The 23,875-nt window shown below is 67.2% G+C and carries 25 protein-coding genes; 13 read left to right on the forward strand and 12 right to left on the reverse strand.

What is annotated here, in order from left to right; all coding sequences use genetic code 11:
* The first annotated feature begins 503 nt into the window (after positions 1–503).
* Positions 504–695 carry a hypothetical protein gene (locus tag Q0D93_RS08740; protein WP_294392998.1) on the forward strand — a complete coding sequence of 64 codons (192 nt, stop codon included), beginning with the start codon at positions 504–506 and terminating at the stop codon, positions 693–695.
* 129 nt (positions 696–824) lie between these two features.
* A complete protein-coding gene (locus Q0D93_RS08745) occupies positions 825–3,209 on the forward strand; it encodes a DUF3772 domain-containing protein (RefSeq protein WP_294392999.1) in 2,385 nt (794 codons plus the stop codon).
* Positions 3,210–3,229: 20 nt separating this feature from the next.
* On the opposite strand, the gene cyoD is transcribed toward Q0D93_RS08745, so the two are convergent.
* From cyoD to cyoA, 4 genes are read right to left on the reverse strand one after another with little or no spacing between them, the layout of a single operon-like run.
* Positions 3,230–3,634, reverse strand: coding sequence for a cytochrome o ubiquinol oxidase subunit IV (gene cyoD / locus Q0D93_RS08750; protein WP_294393001.1), 405 nt, complete (start codon positions 3,632–3,634; stop codon positions 3,230–3,232).
* On the reverse strand, positions 3,631–4,332 hold the full coding sequence (cyoC, locus tag Q0D93_RS08755; protein WP_294393003.1) for a cytochrome o ubiquinol oxidase subunit III: 702 nt from the start codon (positions 4,330–4,332) through the stop codon (positions 3,631–3,633). The genes cyoD and cyoC overlap by 4 nt, the downstream gene beginning before the upstream one ends.
* Positions 4,329–6,335 carry a cbb3-type cytochrome c oxidase subunit I gene (locus Q0D93_RS08760; protein ID WP_294393005.1) on the reverse strand — a complete coding sequence of 669 codons (2,007 nt, stop codon included), beginning with the start codon at positions 6,333–6,335 and terminating at the stop codon, positions 4,329–4,331. The genes cyoC and Q0D93_RS08760 overlap by 4 nt, the downstream gene beginning before the upstream one ends.
* Positions 6,336–6,337: 2 nt before the next feature.
* Entirely contained in the window at positions 6,338–7,255 is a 918-nt protein-coding gene (gene cyoA, locus Q0D93_RS08765; RefSeq protein ID WP_294393007.1) for a ubiquinol oxidase subunit II, read from the reverse strand.
* Between the two features lie 207 nt (positions 7,256–7,462).
* Here cyoA and Q0D93_RS08770 point away from each other — a divergent pair, with 207 nt between their 5' ends.
* Positions 7,463–8,479: a 2-hydroxyacid dehydrogenase gene (locus Q0D93_RS08770; RefSeq protein WP_294393009.1), complete on the forward strand. Its 1,017-nt coding sequence runs from the start codon at positions 7,463–7,465 to the stop codon at positions 8,477–8,479.
* 101 nt (positions 8,480–8,580) lie between these two features.
* Here Q0D93_RS08770 and glnA read toward each other — a convergent pair whose 3' ends face one another.
* The 3 genes from glnA to Q0D93_RS08785 all read right to left on the reverse strand — a co-directional run bounded on the left by glnA (position 8,581) and on the right by Q0D93_RS08785 (position 11,161).
* Complete coding sequence (gene glnA, locus Q0D93_RS08775) at positions 8,581–9,993, reverse strand: type I glutamate--ammonia ligase (protein ID WP_294393011.1); 1,413 nt, start codon at positions 9,991–9,993, stop codon at positions 8,581–8,583.
* A gap of 77 nt (positions 9,994–10,070) precedes the next feature.
* On the reverse strand, positions 10,071–10,409 hold the full coding sequence (locus Q0D93_RS08780; protein WP_294393013.1) for a P-II family nitrogen regulator: 339 nt from the start codon (positions 10,407–10,409) through the stop codon (positions 10,071–10,073).
* Between the two features lie 191 nt (positions 10,410–10,600).
* Positions 10,601–11,161 carry an OmpA family protein gene (locus tag Q0D93_RS08785; RefSeq protein WP_294393015.1) on the reverse strand — a complete coding sequence of 187 codons (561 nt, stop codon included), beginning with the start codon at positions 11,159–11,161 and terminating at the stop codon, positions 10,601–10,603.
* 143 nt (positions 11,162–11,304) lie between these two features.
* Between Q0D93_RS08785 and Q0D93_RS08790 the strand changes: the two genes are divergently transcribed.
* The 9 genes from Q0D93_RS08790 (at position 11,305) to Q0D93_RS08830 (ending at position 18,912) form a co-directional block, all read left to right on the forward strand.
* Complete coding sequence (locus Q0D93_RS08790; RefSeq protein WP_294393017.1) at positions 11,305–13,161, forward strand: M3 family oligoendopeptidase; 1,857 nt, start codon at positions 11,305–11,307, stop codon at positions 13,159–13,161.
* Between the two features lie 124 nt (positions 13,162–13,285).
* Positions 13,286–13,873, forward strand: a complete 588-nt coding sequence (locus tag Q0D93_RS08795; protein WP_294393019.1) for an aminodeoxychorismate/anthranilate synthase component II — start codon at positions 13,286–13,288, stop codon at positions 13,871–13,873.
* Complete coding sequence (trpD, locus tag Q0D93_RS08800) at positions 13,870–14,862, forward strand: anthranilate phosphoribosyltransferase (protein ID WP_294393021.1); 993 nt, start codon at positions 13,870–13,872, stop codon at positions 14,860–14,862. The genes Q0D93_RS08795 and trpD overlap by 4 nt, the downstream gene beginning before the upstream one ends.
* Positions 14,862–15,650 (forward strand): indole-3-glycerol phosphate synthase TrpC, encoded by a 789-nt coding sequence (gene trpC, locus Q0D93_RS08805; protein ID WP_294393023.1) that lies wholly within the window; start codon positions 14,862–14,864, stop codon positions 15,648–15,650. The genes trpD and trpC overlap by 1 nt, the downstream gene beginning before the upstream one ends.
* Positions 15,647–16,120 carry a cyclic pyranopterin monophosphate synthase MoaC gene (moaC, locus tag Q0D93_RS08810; RefSeq protein ID WP_294393025.1) on the forward strand — a complete coding sequence of 158 codons (474 nt, stop codon included), beginning with the start codon at positions 15,647–15,649 and terminating at the stop codon, positions 16,118–16,120. The genes trpC and moaC overlap by 4 nt, the downstream gene beginning before the upstream one ends.
* Positions 16,121–16,123: 3 nt before the next feature.
* Complete coding sequence (gene glp, locus Q0D93_RS08815) at positions 16,124–17,308, forward strand: gephyrin-like molybdotransferase Glp (RefSeq protein ID WP_294393027.1); 1,185 nt, start codon at positions 16,124–16,126, stop codon at positions 17,306–17,308.
* 57 nt (positions 17,309–17,365) lie between these two features.
* On the forward strand, positions 17,366–18,046 hold the full coding sequence (gene lexA, locus Q0D93_RS08820; RefSeq protein WP_294393029.1) for a transcriptional repressor LexA: 681 nt from the start codon (positions 17,366–17,368) through the stop codon (positions 18,044–18,046).
* Complete coding sequence (locus Q0D93_RS08825; protein ID WP_294393031.1) at positions 18,043–18,390, forward strand: VOC family protein; 348 nt, start codon at positions 18,043–18,045, stop codon at positions 18,388–18,390. Before lexA ends, Q0D93_RS08825 begins: the two co-directional genes overlap by 4 nt.
* Positions 18,391–18,399: 9 nt before the next feature.
* Positions 18,400–18,912, forward strand: coding sequence for a DUF1697 domain-containing protein (locus tag Q0D93_RS08830; RefSeq protein ID WP_294393032.1), 513 nt, complete (start codon positions 18,400–18,402; stop codon positions 18,910–18,912).
* Here Q0D93_RS08830 and Q0D93_RS08835 read toward each other — a convergent pair.
* From Q0D93_RS08835 to Q0D93_RS08855, 5 genes are all read right to left on the reverse strand, one after another.
* The gene (locus Q0D93_RS08835; protein WP_294393034.1) at positions 18,907–19,308 is read right to left on the reverse strand and encodes a hypothetical protein; all 402 of its coding nucleotides are present in this window, start codon (positions 19,306–19,308) and stop codon (positions 18,907–18,909) included. The genes Q0D93_RS08830 and Q0D93_RS08835 overlap by 6 nt on opposite strands.
* Before the next feature lie 21 nt (positions 19,309–19,329).
* Positions 19,330–20,085, reverse strand: coding sequence for a hypothetical protein (locus Q0D93_RS08840; RefSeq protein WP_294393036.1), 756 nt, complete (start codon positions 20,083–20,085; stop codon positions 19,330–19,332).
* Positions 20,086–20,369: 284 nt separating this feature from the next.
* Complete coding sequence (galE, locus tag Q0D93_RS08845) at positions 20,370–21,398, reverse strand: UDP-glucose 4-epimerase GalE (protein ID WP_294393037.1); 1,029 nt, start codon at positions 21,396–21,398, stop codon at positions 20,370–20,372.
* Between the two features lie 114 nt (positions 21,399–21,512).
* On the reverse strand, positions 21,513–22,112 hold the full coding sequence (gene wrbA / locus Q0D93_RS08850; protein WP_294393040.1) for an NAD(P)H:quinone oxidoreductase: 600 nt from the start codon (positions 22,110–22,112) through the stop codon (positions 21,513–21,515).
* Between the two features lie 23 nt (positions 22,113–22,135).
* Entirely contained in the window at positions 22,136–22,834 is a 699-nt protein-coding gene (locus Q0D93_RS08855; protein WP_294393042.1) for a pirin family protein, read from the reverse strand.
* Between the two features lie 110 nt (positions 22,835–22,944).
* Here Q0D93_RS08855 and Q0D93_RS08860 point away from each other — a divergent pair, with 110 nt between their 5' ends.
* Entirely contained in the window at positions 22,945–23,859 is a 915-nt protein-coding gene (locus tag Q0D93_RS08860) for a LysR family transcriptional regulator (protein ID WP_294393044.1), read from the forward strand.
* Positions 23,860–23,875 lie beyond the last annotated feature (16 nt).

Consider the following 23,875-nt stretch of genomic DNA (forward strand, 5'->3'; position numbering starts at 1 on the left):
CACTTTTGTTGCAAACCCCCGAAAACCGCCAATTCCAAAACCATAACGAAGCGAATCACAGCGCGAATCAACGGGATGCCCGTGCCAAAACGTTACGCCAGCCGCCAAAATGACACTGATCGCTCCCCATCGGACGACAAACCCGCCGGCAGATGCCGCTCCGACGCTGGCGGCTCCAATCCGTTGAGAGCGGTTTCGGCACTGCTGAGCAACTGGCTCATTTCCGCCTCCACATTCGGGTTGAAGGATGCAGAGGCGTTGCTCACCTGCGGATAACTGCGCCTCAAAATATCTCTGAGATCTGTCACGGCCGTCCCGACTGTCAGTTAAGCGTTTGAGTTACCGCTATTTAACCTAAATTGGCTGGTGTCGAAATCCCCAAGATGCAGTGGTGCGCGGCGAATCCGACGTCCTCATCTCGCCACGTCGCGTGACCGTTTCGTGGCCGCGCCTGAACCTGCGTGGCGCCGTGGCGTTCAGCGGTGACACCAAGGAGACATCCGATGACCCGCGACAAGGCGCCAACCTCCATGCCGACGGAACCGGCGCACACGGCCGAAGGTGCGCCGACTGACGCGGCCCATGCGGCCGCTGGAGACGGGACGTTGCAGGGCGCCATCCCGGCAGGCCTCACCCCGGAACAGCTGGCGGAACTGGTCGAATCGCCGCCGACCGACGATGGCGGCACCGGCTGAGTCGCGATCATCCAGTGCGGGTCGCACCCTTGACCCGCGCCGGATAGACCGGCCACGTCCGGGTCCATTGCCTTGCATACGTGGACTGACCTTATTCTCATGCGCTTACCGGAATTGCGTCGCTGGGCAATGGCCCTGCTTCTCCTCACGCTGCCGCCGCTGACGGCCATCGCGTCCGCGCAGGACGCCGTGCCCGCGCTTTCGCGCCAGCTCGGCCAGGCGGAAAGCGACCTGGACGCGGTGGACGGCGCGCTGGACGGGCGGGTGCAGCGCGACGACCTTCCCGCTTTGCGCAGCAAGGCCCTGGCCGCACAGAGCGCCGCGTCCGATGCCGTGGCTGCCCTGACGGCGCAGCTGGCCCTGGTCGATGCCCGGATCACGGGATTGGGCCCCGTCACGCCCGGCGTTCAGGAAGCGGCGGATATTCGGACCCAGCGGGCGCAGCTGGCACGCGAGCGGGCGGCACTCGACTCGGCGGCAAAGCGCGGTCGGCTGATGGTGGTGGAAGCTGAGCAGCTCTCGACGGAGATCGACCAGAGCCAGGCCCAGCAGATCAGCGAACAGATCGCGACCCGCACTGCGTCCCCGCTCTCGCCCGTTTTCTGGGGCGAGCTGGTCCGGTCGCTGCCGCGCGACATGCGCCGGGCGTCGCACTTCGTCCGTGCCGAAACACGGCAGGTCGATGCCGGCCTGCGCGCGGGACCACCATGGGCGGCACTGATCGGAGCCGTCCTCGCTTTGACGCTGCTGTTTCCCGCCCGGCTGGTGCTGCGCCGTGCCGGCCAGCGTTTCCTGATCGAGGGCGCGCCGGGCCATCGCTTGCGCCGCTCCGCTTACGCGCTGTGGCGGCTGCTGACGGGTACGGCCGCCCCCCTGCTGGCTGCGCTGGCTTTTGTGCAGGGGCTGCGCTGGTCGGACCTGATCGCGCCGGCGTGGGAGGGAGTGGCCGACGCACTGGTGCTGGGTGCGGGAATCGGGGGCTTCATCGGTGCGGTCGGCGGGGCGCTGCTGATGCGCAACCAGTCGTCATGGCGGATCACGCCGATCACCGACGAGGCCGCGCAGCAATTGCGGCCGCTCACGTGGATGCTGGCCGGCCTCGCCCTGTTCAGCATCCTGCTGGACGCGGTGAGCCGGGCAGCGGGGGCGAGCAGCGTGGCACTCGGCGCCGGTCAGGCGATCAAGGCCGTGCTGCACCTGCTGCTGATCGGCAGCGCATTGCTGCGGATCGGCTATCTGCGATCGCGCCGCGCCGACGAGCAGGACGACGTGGCCGCGGTCCGGGCCGGCATTGCCGCGTTAACCGTGGGCCTATGGCTGCTGGTTGCGGTGGCCGCCGCCGCGCTGCTGATCGGCTATGTCGGCTTCAGCCTGCTGATCGGGCAGATGATCGCCTGGATCCTGCTGCTCTCCGCCAGCCTGTATCTGCTGATGACGGCGGGGGACGACGTCGCCACCAGCATCTTCGTGCGCGACAGCCGGGTGGGGCAGACCCTGTCCAAGGGGCTGGGGCTGCGCGGCAGTGCGATCGACCAGTTCGGGGTGCTGCTGTCCGGTGCATTGCGGCTGGCGCTGGCCCTGCTTGCGCTCGGCATGATGTTGAGCCCGTTCGGGTCGGGCATCGGCTCCCTCTTTGAACGGCTGGGCGCGCTGGGCCAGGGGATCGAGGTCGGTGGGATCGCCATCTCGCCGGGCGCGATCCTGCGCTTCATGGTCGTCCTGGCGCTCGGGCTCACGCTGGTGCGCTTGTTCATGCGCTGGCTCGACCAGCGTTACCTGCCGACCACCGACCTGGACGGCAGCGGCCGCAATTCGATCAGCCTGGTAGCGCGCTATGTCGGCATCGCCCTGGCCGGCATCTGGGCGCTTGCCTCGCTCGGTATTGGGGTAGAGCGGATCGCGCTGCTGCTGTCGGCGCTGTCGGTCGGCATCGGCTTCGGCCTGCAGGCGATCACCCAGAACTTCGTGTCGGGCCTGATCCTGCTGGCCGAACGCCCCATCAAGATCGGAGACCTGGTGCGCGTCGGCACGGACGAAGGCGACGTGAAGCGGATCAGCGTGCGATCGACCGAAATCGAGCTGGCGGACCATTCCACGCTGATCGTGCCCAATTCGGAACTGATCACCAAATCCGTCCTCAACAAGACGCTGGCGGGGCCGCTCGGGCGCATCCAGATCCAGTTCTCCGTGCCGATCGACAGCGATGCCGATCAGGTACGCGGAATCGTGCTGGATGCTTTTGCGGCAGAGCCCGCTGTGCTGGAAACACCCGCGCCATCCGCGTTCGTCGATTCGATCGTGGACGGACGTACCCAGTTCAACTGCTTCGCCCATGTCGCCACGCCGCGCGCCGCCTATTCCGCGCGCAGCAACGTGCTGATGGCGTTGCTGCGGGATTTCCGGGGGCATGGCATCGATCTCGGCACCGTCGCCCAGCGGATGGAACTGGTTGCCGCGACGGAAAGCCTGACGGCCGCACCGGCGCGAGCGGAGGGGGCAGCCGGACCGCCATGAAGGGCAATGCGCAGCACCTGCTACCGCATGTGCTGCATCATCTCGCCCACCGGCATCATGGCATGGTTGAGGTGCCCCAGGATCCACACCGAACCGAAGATCACCAGCAGCACCACCAACACTCCGAATGCCAGCGCCAGGACGTTGTTGGTGTTGTCCGGACCGGTGGTGATGTGCAGGAAGAAGACCAAGTGGACGCCCATCTGCGCCACCGCCAGCACCACCAGCGCCATCGGCACGGCCGGCGCCCACACCAGATGCGTGTTGACGACCACGAACGATGCCGCCGTCAGCAGCAGGGCCAGGCCGAGGCCGGTGACGTAGCTGCGGACCCCACCGGCGAAATCGCCCGCGCTGATCGCCTGGTCGCCGGGCGCGGCATCCTCCGGATCGCGCTCGCCCGGTTTCACTGATTGGTCGGTCATGCTGCGATCCCCATCAGGTAGACGATCGTGAACAGGCCCACCCAGACGATGTCGAGGGCATGCCAGAACAGGTTGAAGCACATCAGCCGCCGCTGGATGTCGGGCCGCAACCCCTTGACCCGCAATTGCGCCATCATGGTGCCGAGCCATAGCAGCCCGACCCCGATATGCAGGCCGTGCAGCCCGACCACCGCGAAAAAGGCCGACAGGAACGCGCTCCGCTGCGGCCCCGCGCCATGGGCGATCATGTCGACGAACTCCTGGATCTCCAATCCCAGGAACACTGCGCCCAGCAGGCCGGTGACGAGCAGCCAGATCTGCGTCCACACCATGTGGCGGCGTTCGGCCGCGACGCTGCTGAGCCCGCACGTGAAGCTGGACAGCAGCAGCGCCACCGTCTCCATCGCGACCCGTTTCTGCCCGAAAAGCTCACGTTGCGTCGGGCCCCCGGCATGTTCGCCCGACAGCACCGCATAAGCGGCGAAAAAGGCCGAGAACATCACGATATCGCTGAGCAGGTAGATCCAGAAGCCGTAGCCCACTACCGTCCGCTTGGACGCCGGCCCGCCTTCGCCACGCCCGCTCGGCTTGCCGCCGCCTTGCTTGCCGCCCGATCCGGTCTGGCGCCCTAGCACATAAGGGTCGGTCGCCTGATCGCGGCCTGCCTGATCGCCAGACTTGGCGGGGGCGCGGCTCACGCTTCGCGCTCCTGCCGTTCGATCCAGGCGAGCCGCGCCGCCCGCCCGGCGCGATCGATCTCCGCCACCTTCTCCGCCGGCACCTGATAGTCGCCGACGTCGCGCCACGCGAACAGGACGAAGGTGGCGTAAGCGCCGACGAAGCCAAGCGCCGCCAGCCACCAGATATGCCAGATCAGGGCAAAGCCGATCAGGGTCACGAAGAACGCGCTGATGATGCCGGTCGGGCTGTTGCGCGGCATTTCGATCGCCTCATAGTCCGGTTCGGGGCGAAGCTGTTGCGCCTCGATCGCGCGCTGCTTGATGCCCCAATAGGGCTCCTCCCCCTCCACCTGCGGCAGCACGGCGAAGTTGAAGGACGGCGCCGGCGAAGGCGTGGACCATTCCAGCGAACGCCCGTTCCACGGATCCCCGGTTTCGTCGCGCAGGCTCTCGCGGCGGCGGATGCTGACCACCAGCTGGGTCACCTGCGCCGCGACCCCCAGGATCATGAAGCCGACGCCGGCCAGCGAGATGTAGAGCCACGGCGCCCATTCGGTCACCGCCACATGCTGCAGGCGGCGGGTCATCCCCTCCAGCCCCAGCACGTACAGCGCGCCGAACACGATCACGAACCCGGCGAGCGAAAACCAGAAGGCGATCTTGCCCCACCTTTCGTCCAGCCTGAACCCGAACGCCTTGGGAAACCAGAAGGTGTAGCCAGCGAGTGCGCCGAACACGACGCCGGCGATGATCACATTGTGGAAATGCGCCACCAGGAACATGCTGTTGTGGAGCATGAAGTCGGCCGGCGGCACCGCCAGCAGCACGCCGGTCATGCCCCCCACCACGAACGTCACCATGAAACCCAGCGCCCACAGCATCGGCGTGGCGAACCGCACGCGCCCGCCATACATGGTGAACAGCCAGTTGTAGACCTTCACGCCCGTGCCCACCGCGATGATGCTTGTGGCGATGCCGAACGCCGCATTCACGTCGCCCCCCGCGCCCATGGTGAAGAAGTGGTGCAGCCACACGGTGAAGGACACGACCACGATGAACAGGGTCGCCAGAACCATCGAGCGGTAGCCGAACAGCGGCTTGGACGAAAAGGTCGAGAAGATTTCCGAAAAGATGCCGAAGCCGGGCAGCACCAGGATGTAGACCTCCGGATGGCCCCACGCCCAGATCAAGTTCACGAACATCATCATGTTGCCGCCGGCTTCGTTCGTGAAGAAGTGGAAGCCGAGATACCGGTCCAGCGTCAGCATCGCGAGCGTGGCGGTCAGGATCGGAAAGGCCGCCACGATCAGCATGTTGGCGCCAAGCGCGGTCCAGCAGAACATCGGCATGCGCAAGTAACCCAGGCCCGGCGCGCGCATCTTCAGGATGGTGGTGACCAGGTTGATGCCGGACATCAGCGTGCCCACGCCCGAAATCTGGATCGCCCACAGATAGTAATCGACGCCCACGCCGGGCGAGTAGCCGGTCTCGCTGAGCGGGGCATAAGGCAGCCAGCCGGTGCGCGCGAACTCGCCGATGACGAGGCTCAGATTGACCAGCAACGCGCCCGCCGCAGTCAGCCAGAAGCTGGTCGAGTTGAGCGTCGGAAACGCCACGTCGCGCACGCCGAGCTGCAGCGGCACCACGAAGTTCATCAGGCCGATGATGAACGGCATCGCGCCAAAGAACACCATGATGGTGCCGTGCGCGGAAAAGATCTGGTCATAATGTTCGGGCGGCAGATAGCCCTGCGAGCTGCCGATCGCCGCCGCCTGGTGCGTGCGCATCATGATCGCGTCGATGAAGCCGCGGATCAGCATCACCATGCCCAGCATGGCATACATCACGCCGACCCGCTTGTGGTCGACCGAGGTGATCCATTCGGACCAGAGATAGGGCCAGTAACCCTTGGCCGTGATCCAGCCGAACACGGCCAGAAAGGCCAGTACCACGCCGCCCGCCGCGAACAGCGGGATCGGTTGGTCGAACGGAATGGCGGACCAGTCGAGTTTTCCCAGCATCGTCAGCTCGGCGTCTTGGGGGACAATTGCGGACCGCCCCGGCCAGAGTCCGGTCCCGGGCCCGGCGCCAGCCTCTGCGTCACCACGGCCTGGAACAGGTCCGGCGCCACCGCCCCATAGGTGAACGGCGCGACGTGGCGGCTCTGGCGCGCCAGCGCGGCATAGCTCCGCCCGTCGAGCGCGGGCCCGCGCCCGCGCACGCCGGCGGCCCAGCGCGTGAAGTCGCCCGCCGGCACGGCGCGCATCCGGAAATGCATGTCGGAAAAGCCGTCGCCGCTGAAATGGGCGGACTGGCCGTAATAGTCGCCCGGCCGATCCGCGCGCAGGTTCAGCGTCGTCGCCATGCCGTTCATGGTGTAGATCATGCTCCCCAGCCGTGGCACGAAAAAGCTGTTCATGACGCTGGCCGAGGTCAGCCGGAACCGCAGCGGCACGCCGGCCGGGACGACCATTTCGTTGACGCTGGCGACACCCTGGCCGGGATAGATGAACAGCCATTTCCAGTCGAGCGATACCACCTGCACCTCCAGCGGCGGCGTGCGGGAGGCGATCGGCCTGGCGGGGTCCAGATCATGGCTGCCGATCCAGATCACGCCGCTGAGGAACAGCACCACCAGCAAGGGGATCGACCAAACGATCAGTTCGATCCGTCCCGAATAAGCGAACTTGGGTCGGTAGCGCGCGCGGGTATTGCCGGCGCGGAACCACCACGCAAAGGCCAACGTCGCGATCATGGTCGGCACGACGATCGCCAGCATGATCGCCAGTGCATCGAACAGGATGGTGCGGTTCGCCGCCGCGATCGGCCCGGCGGGGTTGAGGATGCTGACGGACGTGCATCCCGGCAGCGCCAGCGCCCCCGCCACCGCGCACAGGCCCACACCCGCGCAGCCGCGGAACCATGGCCAGCCTATGCGCACCCGTTCCTCACCGCGATAATACCCCCGTCTCCGTCGGCGCCGACCGCCATGTGCCATGGATAACCCGACATGCCACCCCATTGCTTCAACGGTAATAACCAAGGTTGGCGCGGTGGGTGTCCGCGGGTGAGAACCACCGCATTGGCGGAACATATCGCACGATCTTTGTCGATTGCGTCCGCCGGCCGCACGGTCGATCAGTGATCCATGCGAGTCGCCGTTTTCGCCACCAAGCCCTATGATCGCCGCTTCCTGGTGGAGGCCAATCGCCGCACCGGCCACCACTTGACCTTTCTGGAGGCGCGGCTGGACGCGACCACCGCGTCGCTGGCGGCGGGACACCAGGCGGTGTGCGCCTTCGTCAACGACCGGCTGGACGCAGCCGTGCTCGGCCGACTGGCGGAGCTCGGCATCCGTTTGGTGGCGATGCGCTGCGCCGGCTACAACAATGTCGACCTGCAAGCCGCCGGGACGCTGGGCGTCACGGTGGTGCGCGTGCCGGCTTACTCGCCGCACGCCGTGGCGGAGTTCACGATCGGCCTGCTGCTGGCGCTCGACCGCAACATCCACCGTGCCTGGGCGCGGGTGCGGGAGAATAATTTCGCGCTGGACGGGCTGATCGGCCGCAACCTTCACGGGCGCACCATGGGCGTGGTCGGCACCGGCCGGATCGGCGCGCTGGTGGCACGGTCGCTCCGCCTGGGCTTCGGCTGCCATGTGCTGGCGAGCGATGTCCACCGCGATCCCGAACTGGAGGCGGCGGGCGTGCGCTATACCGATCCGGCCACCTTGCTGGCGGAAAGCGACGTGGTGACGCTCCACTGCCCGCTGACGCCGGAAACCCACCACCTGATCGACGCCCGCGCGATCGCGGCGGCACGGCCTGGCCTGATGATCGTCAACACCAGTCGCGGCGCGCTGATCGACACGCCGGCTTTGATCGAGGGGTTGAAGTCGCGCAGGATCGGCGGCGTGGCGCTCGACGTCTACGAGCAGGAAGCCGACCTGTTCTTCGAGGATTTGTCCAACGAGATCGTCCAGGACGACGATTTCCAGCGCCTGCTGACCTTTCCCAACGTGCTGGTCACCGGCCATCAGGCTTTCCTGACCGAGGAAGCCCTGACCAGCATCGCCGAAACCACCCTGTCGAGCATCGCGGATGCGGAAGCGGGACGCCCCCTCCCCCATGCCGTCCACCGACAGCAGGTCACGCGGACCGCGTAACCACGCGCCGCGCTGGCCCGCGTCGCCGCCGATCATCCGCCCATGAAAAAGGGGCGTCCGGACCGGCCGGACGCCCCTTTTTCTTACAGGATCGCGGTCGATCAGTTCGAGTAGTACATGTCGAACTCGACCGGGCTCGGCGTCATTTCCCAGCGGGCGACTTCCGGCCACTTGAGTTCGAGATACGCCTCGATCTGATCCTCGGTGAACACGCCTCCCTTGGTGAGGAAGGCGTGGTCGGCCGCCAGGCTGTCCAATGCTTCGCGGAGCGAGGCGCAGACGGTCGGGATCTCCTTCAGCTCCTCGGCCGGCAGGTCGTAGAGGTTCTTGTCCATCGCCTCGCCGGGATGGATCTTGTTCTCGATGCCGTCGAGGCCGGCCATCAGCAGCGCCGCATAGCAGAGGTACGGATTGGCCATCGCGTCGGGGAAGCGGAACTCGACCCGCTTCGCCTTCGCGCCCGCGCCATAGGGGATGCGGCACGAGGCCGAGCGGTTGCGCGCGGAATAGGCCAGCAGCACCGGCGCCTCGTAACCCGGCACCAGCCGCTTGTAGCTGTTGGTGGTAGGGTTGGTGAAGGCGTTCAGCGCCTTGGCATGCTTGATCACGCCGCCGATGAAATACAGGCAGGTGTCGGACAGGCCGGCATAGCCGTTGCCGGCGAACAGCGGATTGCCCTTGTCCCAGATCGAGATGTGGGTGTGCATGCCCGAGCCATTATCCGTGGCGATCGGCTTGGGCATGAAGGTCGCGGTCTTGCCGTAGGCCTGGGCCACCTGCCACACGACATATTTGTAGATCTGCATCCGGTCGGCGGTCTGGACCAGGGTGCCGAAGGTCAGGCCCAGTTCGTGCTGCGCGGCCGCCACCTCATGGTGGTGCTTGTCGCAGGGCAGGCCCATTTCGAGCATGGTGGACACCATCTCGCCACGGATGTCGACCGCGCTGTCGACCGGCGCGACCGGGAAATAACCGCCCTTGGCGCGCGGACGGTGGGCAAGGTTGCCCTCCTCGTAAGCGCGGCCGGTGTTGGTCGGCAGTTCGATGTCGTCGATCTTGTAGTAGGATCCGGCGTAGTTGGTGTCGAACTGCACGCTGTCGAACATGAAGAATTCGGCTTCGGGCCCGACATAGACCGTGTCGCCGATCCCCAGCGTCTTGAGATAGGCCTCCGCGCGCTTGGCGGTGGAGCGCGGATCTCGGGTATAAAGCTCGCCGCTCGACGGCTCGACGATGTCGCACACCAGGATCAGCATCGGCGTGGCCGAGAACGGATCGATCCACACCGCGTCCAGATCCGGCTTCAGGATCATGTCGCTCTCGTTGATCGCCTTCCATCCCTCGATGGAGGAGCCGTCGAACATGAAGCCGTCGTTCAGCTCATCCTCGCCGACCACGCCGGCAACCATGGACAGATGCTGCCACTTGCCCTTGGGATCGGTGAAGCGAAGATCGACCCACTCGATCTCCTTGTCCTTGATCAGCTTGAGAACGTCGGACGCCTTGTTAGCCATGTAAACAGCCCTTCCCGCTAGAATCCTTCGGGCCGCGCGGCGCATGGCCCCGCATGCCCATGCTCACCGCGCGCGGATCAGACCGCGTCGGAATCCCGTTCCCCGGTGCGGATGCGCACCGCCGTGTCGATGGTGGTGACAAAGATCTTGCCGTCGCCGATGCGGCCGGTCTGGGCAGCGTTCTGAATGGCTTCCACCACGCGTTCCGCCAGGCTGTCGTCGACCACCACTTCCAGCTTCACCTTGGGCAGGAAGTCGACCACATATTCCGCGCCGCGATACAATTCGGTGTGGCCCTTCTGCCGCCCGAACCCGCGCGCCTCCAGCACGGTGATGCCGCTGACGCCGACTTCGTGCAGCGCCTCCTTGACCTCATCCAGCTTGAACGGCTTGATGATGGCTTCGATCTTCTTCACGCATCGCCTCCCCGACCGCTCGCCCGTCCAATAAGCGTGCCGGGTGACGGGGTGCAAGCGTGGGGGACACGCGCCGCTTGTTTTCCCGAACGCTGCCCGGAAAAGCGGCAGGAAGAGGCCGTCCTGCGCTCGGATCAGGCAGGATGTGCTGCATTGCACGGCAGCCCACACCGACTCGATGCCGGGGCCTGCTACTTGGCCGTTACGATCAGCTCGATCCGGCGGTTGCGGGCGCGGCCATCGGGCGCGGCATTGTCCGCGATCGGCTCGGCCATACCCCGGCCGACGGCGGTGATCCGGCGGCGCGCGATGCCGCCCTGCTCCAGCAAGGTCGCCACCCGCCCGGCACGAGCGCGCGACAAGGCCAGGTTGCGCGCGGCGTCACCGTCCGTATCGGTATGGCCGACCACCGTCACCTTCACCCTGGGATAGGCGCGCAGGATCTGCTGCACGGCATAGACGGTGCGGAGCGTCGCCGGATTGGGCCTGGCCTGCCACGGCTGGAACTCGGCGTCTGCGAAGCGGAAGCGGCGCGGCGCGGGCGCATCGGACGCGAGATAAAGCGCCAGCGCCTCCTCCACGGAGCCCGAGTGCACCGCGATCGCGCTGTCGGGTAGAAGGATCAGCTTGCCCGGCCCCTCGGTCGGCGCGGCCGCCACCGCCTCGCCGGCTGTCGCGCGCGATCCGCACCCGCTCGCCAGGGTCAGCAATGCGGCCAGTCCCAGCGCCGCGATGATCGCATTGGTCTTCATGTGGCCCCCACACATTTCTACCGTTTGGTACAATATGGTGCGCCCGTTCGCAGGTGCAATAACATCTTGGCTGGTATCTGTTACCATTTCACGCTGTATGGGCGATCCGCGCCGTGTCTGCGGCGACCAATCCAGGAACATCGATGACCGAGCTGACCCGCCGTGACGCCCTCGCCTCCGCCGCGTTCTTGGGAGCATTGACGCTCGCGCCGTCCGTGGCTGCCGCGACGGCAGATGCGACCGGGGCGGCGTGGGACTTGTCCGACCTCTACTCCAACGATGCCGCATGGGCGGCCGAGCGTCAGGCGGTGGCGGCACGCCTGCCCGCGCTCGCCGCCTACAAGGGCAAGCTGGGCGATGCGGCGGGCTTCAAGGGGGCGTTGCAGCTCCAGTCCGATCTCGCGCTGCGCGTGTCGCGGCTCTATACCTATGCCAGCCTGAAGGCGGACGAGGATCTGCGCGTCGCCGCCAATCAGGAACGCCGTCAGCAGGCGCAGGACCTGTACGCCGCGTACGGTGAGGCGGGGTCGTGGATCAACCCCGAATTGCTGGCGGTCGACAAGGCGAAGGTAGAGCGGTTCCTCGCGGCCGACCCGGCGCTTGCCAGGTTCCGGTTCCCGGTGGAGGACGTGCTGCGCCAGGCGGCGCACACGCTCTCGCCGGAGGAGGAGGCGCTGCTGGCCGCCACGTCCGCGCCCTTGTCCGGCCCGCAGGACATACGCGACCAGATCGTGGCATCCGACATGCCGCGCCCGACCGTGACGCTCTCCACCGGGCAGACCGCGCGGCTGGACGATCAGGGCTACACGCTCCATCGCGCGGCACCAGACCGCGCCGACCGCAAGCTGGTCTTTGATCAATTCTGGAAGAGCTATGGCGCGTTCCAGAACTCGCTCGGCTCGGCGCTGGTCGCCAAGGTCAAGGGCGACATGTTCCAGGCCAAGGCGCGGCATTATGGCAGCGCGCTGGAGGCGGCGCTGGCCGGCCCGAACCTGCCCGAAGGCGTGTATCGCACGCTGATCGCGGAAACCAATGCCGGCCTGCCGGTGCTGCATCGCTATTTCGATCTGCGCCGGCGAATGCTGAATCTGCCCGACATCGCCTATCACGACATCTATCCGCCGCTCGTGTCGCTCGACCGCAAGTTCCCGCTGGCGGAAATGCGGACGCTCACCATGGATGCGGTGAAGCCGCTCGGCCCCGATTATGTCCGCCTGTTCGGGGACGTCAGCGCCCGCAAGTGGATGGACCCGCGTCCGCGCCCCGGCAAGCAATCCGGCGCCTATATGCAACCGGGCGCCTATGACGTGCACCCCTACCTGCTGCTGAACCTCAGCGACGAATATGAAGGGTTGTCGACCTACGCCCATGAATGGGGCCATGCCATGCACTCGCTGCTGGCCAACAAGGCCCAGCCGTTCGAGCTGTCCAACTATCCGACCTTTACCGCCGAGATCGCCTCCACCGGCCACGAGCTGTTCCTGGCGCGGATGATGCTGGCGCGTGCGCGGACGCGCGAGGAGAAGCTGTTCTACCTCGGCCAGATGATGGAGACGTTTCGCGGCACCTTCTTCCGCCAGGCGATGTTTGCCGAGTTCCAGCTGGCGATCTACGACCTGGCGCAAAAGGGTGAGGGCCTGTCGGGCCAACGGATGAGCGCCCTCAACCTGGATCTGCTGAAGCGGTATCACGGCCCCGATTTCAGGATGGATCCCGCCTACGGGGTCGAGTGGGCCTATATTCAGCATTATTATTTCGGCTTCTACGTGTTCCAATATGCCACCTCGATCACGGCCTCCAACTACCTGGTCGATCGGGTGCTGACGGGCGGGGCCAAGGACCGCGACAATTACCTGGCCGTGCTGAAGGCCGGCGGATCGGATTACGGGTATGGGATCCTGAAAAAGGTCGGCCTCGATATGGCGACGCCGACGCCATACCGGACCCTGGTCGCGACCTTCAGCGACATACTCGACCAGGCGGAAAAACTGATCGGCTGACCGGGCGAGGACGACGGCTGGGGCGAGATGATCTCGGCGTTCGCCGACAAAACAGTGGCGGATGCCTGCCCCTGCTTGGCCGTGCGCGATTGCCTTGGGCGATGCGGATGCCTAGGTCGCATCCATGATCCTGGTCATCGACAATTATGACAGCTTCACCTGGAACCTGGTCCATTACCTCCAGGAGCTGGGGGCCGAGGTGGAGGTGGTGCGCAACGACGCGATCGGCGTCGGCCAGGCGCTGTCTTCGGGCGCGGAGGCGTTCCTGATCTCGCCCGGCCCCTGCACCCCCAACGAGGCGGGCATCAGCCTGGAACTGGTGGAGGCCGCCGCCGATCAGGGCCGGCCGCTACTGGGCGTATGCCTGGGCCATCAGGCGATCGGGCAGCATTTCGGCGGCACCGTGACCCGCGCCGGCACGCTGATGCATGGCAAGACATCGCCCGTGCTGCACGACGGCAGCGGCGTGTTCGCGGGCCTGCCCTCGCCCTTCACCGCGACCCGCTACCATTCGCTGGTGGTGGAGGATGCGCCCGACGTGCTGGTTGCCAACGCCCGCACGGCCGATGGCACGGTGATGGGTTTCCGCCACGCCACCCTGCCGATCCACGGCGTGCAGTTTCACCCGGAAAGCATCGCCACCGAATATGGCCACGACATGCTCGCCAATTTCCTGACGGCGGCCGGCATCCCGATGGCGCCGCGCGCATGACCACCATCGCACTGCTGCCCGATCCGACGGAGCCGCTGGACCACGAAACCGCCGAGCAGGCCTTTGCCGACATTCTCGACGGCAAGGTGGCGGAGCAGGCGATCGTCGAGTTCCTGACCGGCATGACCGTGCGCGACGAAACCAGCGTGGAGATCGCCGCCGCCGCCCGCGCGTTGCGCGCCCGCATGATCGAGGTGACGGCACCCGCCAACGCCATCGACGTATGCGGCACCGGCGGCGACGGGGCGCACAGCCTGAACATTTCCACCGCGGTCGCGATCGTTGTGGCGGCGGCGGGCGTGCCGGTCGCCAAGCATGGCAATCGCGCCGCATCGTCCAAGGCGGGGGCGGCCGACACGCTGGAGGCGCTGGGCCTGGATCTCGACCGGGCGGCCGCGCGGGCGGAGGAAAGCCTGGCCGACCTCGGCATCGGCTTCCTGTTCGCGCAGCGGCACCATCCCGCGCTCGGGCGGCTGGCCCCGATCCGGCGCGCGATCGGCCGACGCACCATCTTCAACCTGATCGGGCCGCTCGCCAACCCCGCCCGGGTCCGGCGCCAGCTGCTGGGGGTGGCGCGGGTCGACTACCTGCCTACGGTCGCACAGGCGCTGGAGCTGCTCGGCAGCGAAGCCGCTCTGGTGGTCGCGGGCGAGGAAAGCCTGGACGAATTGTCGATCGCGGGGTCCAGCCGCGCCGTCGCGGTCGGCCTGTGTTCGGTACCGGGGCGGATCGCGCCGGAGGATGTCGGCCTGCCGCGCCATGGGCTGGAGGCGATCCGGGGCGGGGACGCGGCCTATAATGCCGCCGCCTTGCGCGCCCTGTTGCAGGGAGAGCCCGGCGCCTATCGCGACGCGGTGCTGCTGAACGCCGGCGCGGCGCTGGTCGTCGCGGGCACGGCGGACACGCTGGCGGACGGCGTCGAGGAGGCCGCCGAAACCATCGACAAGGGGCTTGCCCATGCCCTCCTCAATTGCTGGATCGCCTTTTGATGGCCAACCGCCTGACCCAAATCCTGGACTCCAAGCGCGCGCATGTGGATGCCTGCAAGGCGCAGCATTCGTGTGCGGACCTGGACGCCGCTGCCGCGGCCCAAAGCCCTCCGCGCGGGTTCCGCGCCGCCCTGGAAAGCAAGGCCGAACACGGCTTCGCGCTGATTGCCGAGATCAAGAAGGCCTCGCCCTCCAAGGGGCTGATCCGTGCGGATTTCGATCCGCCGGTGCATGCGCGTGCCTATCAGGCGGGCGGTGCAGCCTGCCTGTCCGTGCTGACCGACGAACCCTATTTCCAGGGCGCGGACGCCTATCTGGTCGCCGCCCGCGCCGCCTGCGCCCTGCCCTGCCTGCGCAAGGATTTCATGATCGACCCATGGCAGGTAGCGGAAGCACGCGCACTGGGCGCCGACGCCATCCTGATCATCGTCGCCGCGCTGGAGGACATGCAGATGGCGGAGATCGAGGCCGCCGCGATCGAACGCGGCATGGATGTGCTGGTCGAGGTCCACGACGCTGCCGAGCTTGAGCGGGCGCTGCGGCTGCGATCGCGGCTGATCGGGGCCAATAATCGCGACCTGCGCGACTTTTCGGTCGATTTCGCCCGCACCTATGAACTGGTGGAGCGTGCCCCCGCCGAGTGCCTGTTCGTGGCGGAAAGCGGGCTGTCGGTTCATGCCGACCTGCAACGCATGGCCGAACATGGCGTGCGCGCCTTTCTGGTCGGGGAAAGTTTGATGCGCCAGGCCGATGTTGAGGCCGCCACGCGGGCATTGCTGGGCGCATGAACGGGCTGACCCATCTCGACGAAGCCGGCGCGGCCCACATGGTCGACGTGTCCGGCAAGGCCGTCACCCGGCGCGAGGCCACTGCCGCCGGATCAATCGCGATGTCGGCCGAGGCGCTGGCGGCGATCCGCGCCGGGTCGCTCAAGAAGGGCGATGCGCTGGCGGTCGCCCGTGTCGCCGGGATCATGGCGGCCAAGCGCACGCCGGACATCATCCCGCTGTGCCACCCGCTGCCGCTGTCCGCCGTCCGCGTCGAACTGACCCTGACCGATACCGGCGTGGACTGCGCCGCCACCGTCGCCACCACCGGCACTACGGGCGTGGAGATGGAGGCGCTGACCGCAGCGTCCGCCGCGCTGCTGACCCTGTACGACATGGCCAAGGCGCTGGATCGCGGCATGGTGATCGGCCCGCTCCGTCTGCTCGCCAAGTCTGGCGGGCGTTCGGGGGACTGGCGGGCGGAGGGCTGACCGGTGGCGCTGCTGCCCGTCGCGGAGGCACAGGCGCGTCTGTTCGCCCTGGCGGCGCCGCGCCGGGTGGAAATGGTGCCGCTTTCCGCCGCCTTCGGGCGTTATGCGGCGGCCGACATCGTGGCGAAACGCACCCAGCCGGCAAGCGACCTGACGGCAATGGACGGCTATGCCATCCGCTTCGCCGACCTGCCGGGACCTTGGCGGGTTGTCGGGGAAAGCGCGGCCGGGCGGGCCTTTGACGGACCGGTCGGCCCCCGAGAGGCGGCGCGCATCTTCACCGGCGCACCCGTACCCCGCGGCGCGGACACGATCCTGATCCAGGAAGAGGCCGCGCGGGACGGCGACAACCTCATGCTCGCGGGCGAAGGGCCGCCTCGGTTGGGTGCACATGTCCGGCAACGCGGCTACGACTTTGCGGAGGGCGCGCTGCTGGCTCGCGCCGGCAACCTGCTCACCCCGGCGCGGATCGCGCTGGCGGCAATGGGCGGGCATGGCGCGCTGCCCGTCCGCACCCGGCCGCGCGTGGCGCTGATCTCCACCGGTGACGAACTGGTGTCGCCCGGCATGGAGACGGCGGGTGCGATGTTGCCTGCCTCGAACGGCATCATGCTGCAGGCGCTGATCGGCCCGCATGCCGACGTGATCGACATGGGTATCATCCCCGACGATCTGGCCCGGCTCACCACCGCATTCCAAGACGCAGCGGCGATTGCCGACGTGGTGGTGACGACCGGCGGCGCCTCGGTCGGCGACCATGACCTGATCCGGCCCGCTCTCGCGGCCGCCGGCGCCACGCTCGATTTCTGGCGCATCGCGATGCGGCCGGGCAAGCCCATGCTGACGGGGCAGCTGAGCGAGGCGGTGATGCTGGGCCTGCCCGGCAATCCGGTGGCGGCCTTTGTCGGATCGCACCTGTTCCTGCTGCCGCTGCTGCGCCATCTCGCCGGAGCGGTCGCGCCGCTGCCGCGGACCGAGCGTGCGCGCTGCCGGGTGGCGCTGCCCGCAGTCGGCGCACGCGACGATTATCTCCGCGCCGTGCGTGACGATATCGGAGTACGACCGGTGGGGCCGGACGACAGTGCCGCCTTGTTCGGCCTGGCAAAGGCGGATGCCCTGATCATCCGCCCGGCCGGCGCACCGCCGACCCTTGTGGATGAAAGTGTGGAAATCCTCGGGATCGCTTGACAGGCTCCGTAACGTTTCCTACACGTTCCCCATCCGTTCCTGGATGCGGGAAAGACCATGCTGACGCGCAAGCAACATGACCTGCTTTGCTTCATCAACGATCGCCTGGGTGAGACCGGCGTATCGCCCTCGTTCGAGGAGATGAAGGAGGCATTGGACCTCAAGAGCAAATCCGGCGTCCATCGCCTGATCTCCGCCTTGGAGGAACGCGGCTTCATCAAGCGGCTCGCCAATCGCGCCCGTGCGCTGGAAATCCTGCGCCTGCCCGATGCGGTGAAGAGTGCCGCGCCGGCCAAGGCCGCCAAGGACAATGTCGTGCCGGTCGAGCCGCGCAAGGTGATCGAGGTTGCCAATGACGTGCTTGACGTGCCGCTGCACGGCCGCATCGCCGCCGGTCTGCCGATCGAGGCGCTGGAGGGGCAGAGCAGCCTGTCGGTGCCCGCGGCCTTGCTCGGCCCGGGCGAGCATTATGCGCTGGAGGTGGCCGGCGACTCGATGGTTGAGGCCGGCATCCTCGATGGCGACTATGCACTGATCCGCAAGGCCGAGACGGCCCGCGACGGCGACATCGTCGTGGCGCTGGTGGATGAGAATGAGGCGACGCTGAAGTATCTTCGCCACGAAGGCCAGATGATCCGGCTGGATCCTGCCAACCGCGCCTACGATCCCCAGCGTTACCGCCCCGGGCAGGTCCGCATCCAAGGCAAGCTCGCCGGCCTGCTGCGGCGCTACCAATGACAACGCCGCTGCCCCGCGCCGACTTTCTGGAGCTGCCGGTTGCGGACGTCGCCACCGCCCGGGCCTTTTACGGGCAGGTGTTCGGATGGGGGATGACCGGCTTCGGTCTCACCTATGCCTGCACGCTGACGGGTGACGTCGATCTCGGCCTGCAGGCCGATCCGGCGGAGCGGACGCAGGCGCCGCTGATCGTGGTCCGGGTGGACGATCTGGATGCGGCGTCGGCGGCGGTGGAGGCTGCGGGCGGGACGATCACCCGGCCCATCTTCGCCTTTCCGGGCGGGCAGCGTTTCCACTTTCGCGATCCCGACGGCAACGAACTCGCCGCCCACAAACCGGACTGAGGTCCGGCCATGACCGCCTATGTCGCCCTGCTCCGCGCGGTGAATGTGGGCGGCACCGGCAAGTTGCCGATGGCGGAGCTTCGGGCGATGGCGGAAGCCGCCGGCTTCGCGCGGGTAGAGACCTATATCGCCAGCGGCAATGTCGTGTTCACGAGCGATCTTGCGCCTGCGGCAGTGCAAGCCTCCTTGGCCGAACGCCTGACGGCCTATGCCGGCAAGCCGGTCGACGTGCTGGTGCGCACGGCGGCTGACATGGCCGAGGTGCGCGACGCAAACCCCTTTGCCGGCCAGCCGGCCGACCGCACCATCGCCCTGTTCGTGGATCGACCGCTTGCCGCCGCCGATCTCGCCGCGGCGAGAAACGTGGTCGACGAGCAACTCCGGCTCGGTCCGGGCGTGATCTACGTCTTCTATGGCGCGGGCATGGCCAGATCGCGGCTGGTGATCCCCGCCGCCGCGCATGGAACCGCGCGCAACATCAACAGTGTCGCCAAGCTGGCCGAGATGGCAGGCCGGCTATGAGCCGCTTTTGCCCTCTTTGCCGAAGGGGCGTTGCGCCTCCAGCTGGCGGATGATGACGGCCGCGATCCGGGCTTCGTCCGCCGCGGTATAGTGACGGTCGCACCCGCGCCGTTCCAGGCGTAGATTGGGGATGACGAGCGCGATCGGCTGCGCAAAGCCCGCCGCTCTTGCCGCATCCTCGGTCCCACGGCGCAATGCCGCCAGCAGCGCCTGTGTGCCGGGCGTGTTGCCGGCGGCATCGGGCAGAACGATGGCCAGGCGCGACCGCGGCGCGCGTTGCCGCAGGTCCACCGTCAGCGCGAAAAAGGCGCGGAGATAGTCCGTCCCCAGCGCCTCGATGCTGGACCATGGCTCGGCCGGCCGCAATGGCGACACGAAGTCCGCGATCAGCGACACCACATACAGCTGCGGCCGCCATCAGGCATCATGGTAGGCCGGCCCCACTCCGGCATGCAGCGTCGGATAGATTGCGGTCATCGCCTGACCGGGCAGGCTTCCCGCATAATTGCGGACCAGACCGCGCCCAGATCGCGCATTGACCTGATAATCGGCGCCGAAATACGCGGCAGTCAGCGCCGGATAGGCGGCCGGCGTGTCCGCGCGGCGATACGCCTGGGAGCCGACGCAAGATATGGTGTCGGACCGCATGCCGTAGCCGGTCATGCTGGAATCGCCGATGAACTCGATCTGCCGTGCACGCCGCTTGGCCGGCAGCGGACGGGCATCGCGCGGCACGAAGAAGCCGTCGAAACGACCGACCGCGCGGTCGCTCTCGCTCACTTTCTCCAGCCGCACATGATGCGTGGCCGTTGGCAGCCCGGAAATGACGATGTCGGCGGCTGGCCCGGCGGCAAGCCCGATTGCCGGCGCGGCGTCGATCAGCAGCCGGTAATCCACCTCCGCATCTTCCAGCCGAAACGCCAGCCGGTCGCCGCGAAACGCCGCCTCGAAATAGATGCCGGGCCAGCGATAGCGATAGGCCTGCCTGGCAGGCCCGGCCGGCACGATCTCGACCCGGCCGCCGACATGCACCGGCAGCGGCCGCATGGTCCGGTCGATGGCGGCGCCAGGCGCCTGCCGCGTGACCGTTTGCGCCCGAACCGGCAGAGCTGCCGCCAGCAAGGTGCAGGCAAGGACGCACCGTGATTGAACGATCCAGTCAATCATTGTCATGGCGAACCCTTATTGGATCAACCACCGCGCCGCTGCCAGAGGAGGGCATGTACCGTAGCGTAGCGTTCGTTCCTGTGCTTGCCGCGTGTCCCAGTGGCCGCTCTTGCCGGTCCCCCGCCGGCGTCGGGGCCGCTCCCCTCGGGTTCAAGCCAACCCGAGGGGCACCCCCCTTTTTCCTGTCGCCACGGATCGGCTGACCGATATGCGACCCGATCCGGCGCAATGGGTGTCGCGCATGGTGCACGCCTGCCTGAAAGCGGGGGATCGGCTTACCTGCGGTCCACTTACCCGCTGGTTGCGCCGCTTTCGCGCAGGTCGTGCAGCTTCCTTTCCCACGCCAGCGCATCCTCCACGATCACCGCCAGATCGTCGCGCCGGGCCCGCCAGGGCAAGGTCGCCAGAATCCGCTGATTGTCCGCCACCAGCTGGTCGGGATCGCCGGCCCGCCGCGCCTCCATCGTGCGCGTCACCGCCTGGTTGGTGACGCGATCCACCGCATCCAGCACCTCCAGCACCGAAAAGCCGCGTCCATAGCCGCAATTCATGGTCAGGCTCTCGTCGGGATGCGCCACCAGATAGTCCAAAGCGTGGACATGCGCCTCCGCCAGGTCGCTGACGTGGATGTAATCGCGCACCCCGGTGCCGTCGGCGGTGGCATAATCGGTGCCGTAGACGGCAACGCTCTCCCGCCGGCCGGTCGCCGCCTCGACCGCGACCTTGATCAGGTGCGTGGCGCCGGTCGTGGACTGGCCCGCGCGGCCCTGCGGATCGGCGCCCGCCACGTTGAAGTAGCGGAGCGCGCAGACGTTGAGGGGGTGGGCGGCGGCCACGTCCTTCAGCATGATTTCGGTCATCAGCTTGGACATGCCGTAGGGATTGATCGGCTGCTTCGCCGCATCCTCCGAAATTGGCACCTGATCGGGGATGCCATAGGTCGCGGCCGTCGAGGAAAAGATGAAGTGGCGCACGCCGCCCGCCACCGCCGCCTCGATCAGGGCACGGCTGGCGACCGTATTGTTGCGATAATATTTGAGCGGATCGGTCACGCTTTCCGGCACCACGACCGATCCCGCAAAGTGCATGATCGCGCCGACTTTGTGCTTGGCGATGATGGCGGTCATCGTCTCCGTCTGGCCCACGTCCGCCTCGACGAAAGTGGCGGCGTCCGGAACCGCCCAGCGGAAGCCGGTGACCAGATTGTCGACCACCACCACCGGCCAGCCCGCATCCAGCAGGGCGAGCACGGCATGGCTGCCGATATAGCCGGCACCGCCGGTGACGAGGACGGGAAAGGGTTTGGGCTCGATGCTCATGCCCACCGACATGCCGCAAAGCGCGCCAAGAGAAAACATCCCTCGTCGGTGTAGCGCCGGCGAGGGATGCGAAACGGCCGGACCTAGAGGGGGCGTCCGGCCGAAAGGGCTGGATCAGCCGAACAGCTTGTTCGCGATTTCCGCCACATGCTTGCCCTGGAAACGCGCGCCGGCGAGTTCGACCGCGCTCGGCTGGCGACTGCCGTCGCCGTCGGCGATGGTGGTCGCGCCATACGGGCTGCCGCCCTTGACCTCGTCCACGCCCATCTGCCCCTGGAAGCTGTAAGGCAGGCCTACCACCACCATGCCGAAGTGCAGCAGGTTGGTGATGGCGGAGAACAAGGTCGTTTCCTGCCCGCCATGCTGGCTGGCGGTGGAGGTAAAGGCGGCGCCGACCTTGCCGTTCAGCGCACCCTTGGCCCACAGCCCGCCGGTCTGGTCCAGGAAGGCCGACATCTGGCTGGGCAGGCGACCGTAGCGGGTGGGAACGCCGAGGATGATGGCGTCATAGTCGGCCAGCTCATTGGGCGTGGCAACCGGCGCCGCCTGGTCGAGCTTGAAATGCGCGGCCTTGGCCACCTCCTCCGGCGCGGTTTCGGGCACGCGCTTGATCGTCGCCTCCGCGCCGGCTTCGCGCACGCCTTCGGCCACGGCCTCCGCCAGCTGCTCGACGTGGCCGTAGGAGGAATAATAGAGGACCAGAACCTTGCTCATCGTCAGTCTCCCAGTGGATATGTTCAGGCGGCGTCGACCATCACCAGTTCGCTATCATCCAGCGCGGTGACCGACAGGATTTCCGCGTTGCTGATGGCGATGCCGTCACGGGCGTTGGCGGCCGTTCCGTTGATCTCGATCCGGCCGGTTGCCGGAACCAGATAGGCATGGCGATCCTGCCCCAGCGCATATTCGGTCGTTTCGCCCTTCTTCAGCGTCGCGCCGAGCACGCGGGCCGGCGTGCGGATCGGCAGCGCATCCCAATCCTCGGCAAAGCCGGAGGCGAGGGTCACGAACCGCCCGGACCGGTCGTTCTTGGGGAACGGCCGGGCACCCCAGCTCGGTCGGCCGCCGCGTTCGGTTGGCATGATCCAGATCTGGAAGATGCGGGTGGTCACATCCTCCAGATTATATTCGGCATGGGCGATGCCGCTGCCGGCCGACATGACCTGCACGTCGCCTGCCTCGGTCCGGCCCTTGTTGCCCAGATTGTCCTGGTGCGTGATCGCGCCTTCGCGGACATAGGTAATGATCTCCATGTCCGAATGAGGGTGCGGCGGAAAGCCGCTCTTGGGCGCGATCGCATCGTCGTTCCAGACGCGCAGGCTGCCCCAGTTCACCCGCGCCGGATCATGGTAGCCCGCAAAGGAGAAATGATGGTGCGCGTCGAGCCAGCCATGATCGGCCGCACCCAGGGTTTCAAACGGACGAACCTCGATCATCTCGTATCTCCGCGCCGTGGTCAGAAGCCCGGCGCCCAAGTGGAAGATAATTGACCTGACGGCCCAGAAAATAGAATTGATGGCAAGACACCGGTGACAGGATGTGCACGATGCCGCTGCCTGATTTCGACGCATGGGCGATCTTCGCCAAGATCGCGCAGACCGGCTCCTTCGCGCGGGCGGCGTCCGAACTGCGCCTGTCCAAGCCGACCGTGTCCAAGGCGGTGACGCGCCTGGAGCAGCGGCTGGGCGCGCCCCTGCTCCACCGCACCTCGCGCCGGCTGTCCTTGACCGAAACCGGCAAGGCCGCGCTCGCCCGCGCCAGCCGCATCCTGGCGGAGGGGGAAGCGGCGGAGGCGGAGGCGTGCGACCAGGCCGATCATCCGCGCGGGCTGGTCCGCATCGCCGCGCCCATGTCGTTCGGGGTCGACCATCTCGCGCCGGCCCTGCCCGACTTCCTGGCGCTGTACCCCGAAGTGGACCTGGACCTCCAGCTGTCCGACAGCCTGGTCGACCTGATCGGGGACGGGTTCGACATGGCGCTCCGCATCTCGGCCTTGTCCGATTCCAGCCTGCGGGCGCGGCGGCTGGTGTCGATCCGCGTGCCGATGGTGGCCGCGCCATCCTATCTGGATCGCCATGGCCGGCCACGCCATCCGCGCGACCTCGCGGCACACAAGACCATGGTCTATACCGGCGTGTCCAACCCCGATCTGTGGCGCCTGCACCATGCGGAGGAGGGCGAATATGCGGTTCCCCTGCGCGGCCGTATCCGCAGCAACAACGGGGAGGTGTTCCTGGCCTCCGTCTGTGCCGGCCACGGCATCGCCATGCTGCCCGACTTCTTCGTATGGCGCGACCTTGCCGCCGGGCGACTGGAGCAGGTGCTGCCGGATTGGTCGCCCAGCCCGATCGCGCTCAACCTGATCACGCCGCCTACCGCGTTGCGGCCGGCGCGCGTGCGGGTGCTGATCGATTATCTCGCCAAGCGGTTCGCCAGGGCGCCCTGGGCTTTGGAGAGTTGACCCGGGAAGCAGGCGG

It is taken from the genome of uncultured Sphingomonas sp. (assembly GCF_934560975.1).
Lineage (GTDB): Bacteria > Pseudomonadota > Alphaproteobacteria > Sphingomonadales > Sphingomonadaceae > Sphingomonas_I.

Bases quoted from the DNA above. Each gene is read 5' to 3' on its own strand.
- Q0D93_RS08790 (WP_294393017.1), top strand. From the start codon at position 11,305: ATGACCGAGCTGACCCGCCGTGACGCCCTCGCCTCCGCCGCGTTCTTG.
- Q0D93_RS08855 (WP_294393042.1), bottom strand. From the start codon at position 22,834: ATGATCGAGGTTCGTCCGTTTGAAACCCTGGGTGCGGCCGATCATGGC.
- lexA (WP_294393029.1), top strand. From the start codon at position 17,366: ATGCTGACGCGCAAGCAACATGACCTGCTTTGCTTCATCAACGATCGC.
- moaC (WP_294393025.1), top strand. From the start codon at position 15,647: ATGAACGGGCTGACCCATCTCGACGAAGCCGGCGCGGCCCACATGGTC.
- galE (WP_294393037.1), bottom strand. From the start codon at position 21,398: ATGAGCATCGAGCCCAAACCCTTTCCCGTCCTCGTCACCGGCGGTGCC.
- Q0D93_RS08770 (WP_294393009.1), top strand. From the start codon at position 7,463: ATGCGAGTCGCCGTTTTCGCCACCAAGCCCTATGATCGCCGCTTCCTG.
- Q0D93_RS08830 (WP_294393032.1), top strand. From the start codon at position 18,400: ATGACCGCCTATGTCGCCCTGCTCCGCGCGGTGAATGTGGGCGGCACC.
- Q0D93_RS08785 (WP_294393015.1), bottom strand. From the start codon at position 11,161: ATGAAGACCAATGCGATCATCGCGGCGCTGGGACTGGCCGCATTGCTG.
- trpD (WP_294393021.1), top strand. From the start codon at position 13,870: ATGACCACCATCGCACTGCTGCCCGATCCGACGGAGCCGCTGGACCAC.
- Q0D93_RS08795 (WP_294393019.1), top strand. From the start codon at position 13,286: ATGATCCTGGTCATCGACAATTATGACAGCTTCACCTGGAACCTGGTC.
- Q0D93_RS08760 (WP_294393005.1), bottom strand. From the start codon at position 6,335: ATGCTGGGAAAACTCGACTGGTCCGCCATTCCGTTCGACCAACCGATC.
- Q0D93_RS08860 (WP_294393044.1), top strand. From the start codon at position 22,945: ATGCCGCTGCCTGATTTCGACGCATGGGCGATCTTCGCCAAGATCGCG.
- Q0D93_RS08825 (WP_294393031.1), top strand. From the start codon at position 18,043: ATGACAACGCCGCTGCCCCGCGCCGACTTTCTGGAGCTGCCGGTTGCG.
- cyoD (WP_294393001.1), bottom strand. From the start codon at position 3,634: ATGACCGACCAATCAGTGAAACCGGGCGAGCGCGATCCGGAGGATGCC.
- Q0D93_RS08740 (WP_294392998.1), top strand. From the start codon at position 504: ATGACCCGCGACAAGGCGCCAACCTCCATGCCGACGGAACCGGCGCAC.
- wrbA (WP_294393040.1), bottom strand. From the start codon at position 22,112: ATGAGCAAGGTTCTGGTCCTCTATTATTCCTCCTACGGCCACGTCGAG.
- Q0D93_RS08745 (WP_294392999.1), top strand. From the start codon at position 825: ATGGCCCTGCTTCTCCTCACGCTGCCGCCGCTGACGGCCATCGCGTCC.
- trpC (WP_294393023.1), top strand. From the start codon at position 14,862: ATGGCCAACCGCCTGACCCAAATCCTGGACTCCAAGCGCGCGCATGTG.
- Q0D93_RS08840 (WP_294393036.1), bottom strand. From the start codon at position 20,085: ATGACAATGATTGACTGGATCGTTCAATCACGGTGCGTCCTTGCCTGC.
- glnA (WP_294393011.1), bottom strand. From the start codon at position 9,993: ATGGCTAACAAGGCGTCCGACGTTCTCAAGCTGATCAAGGACAAGGAG.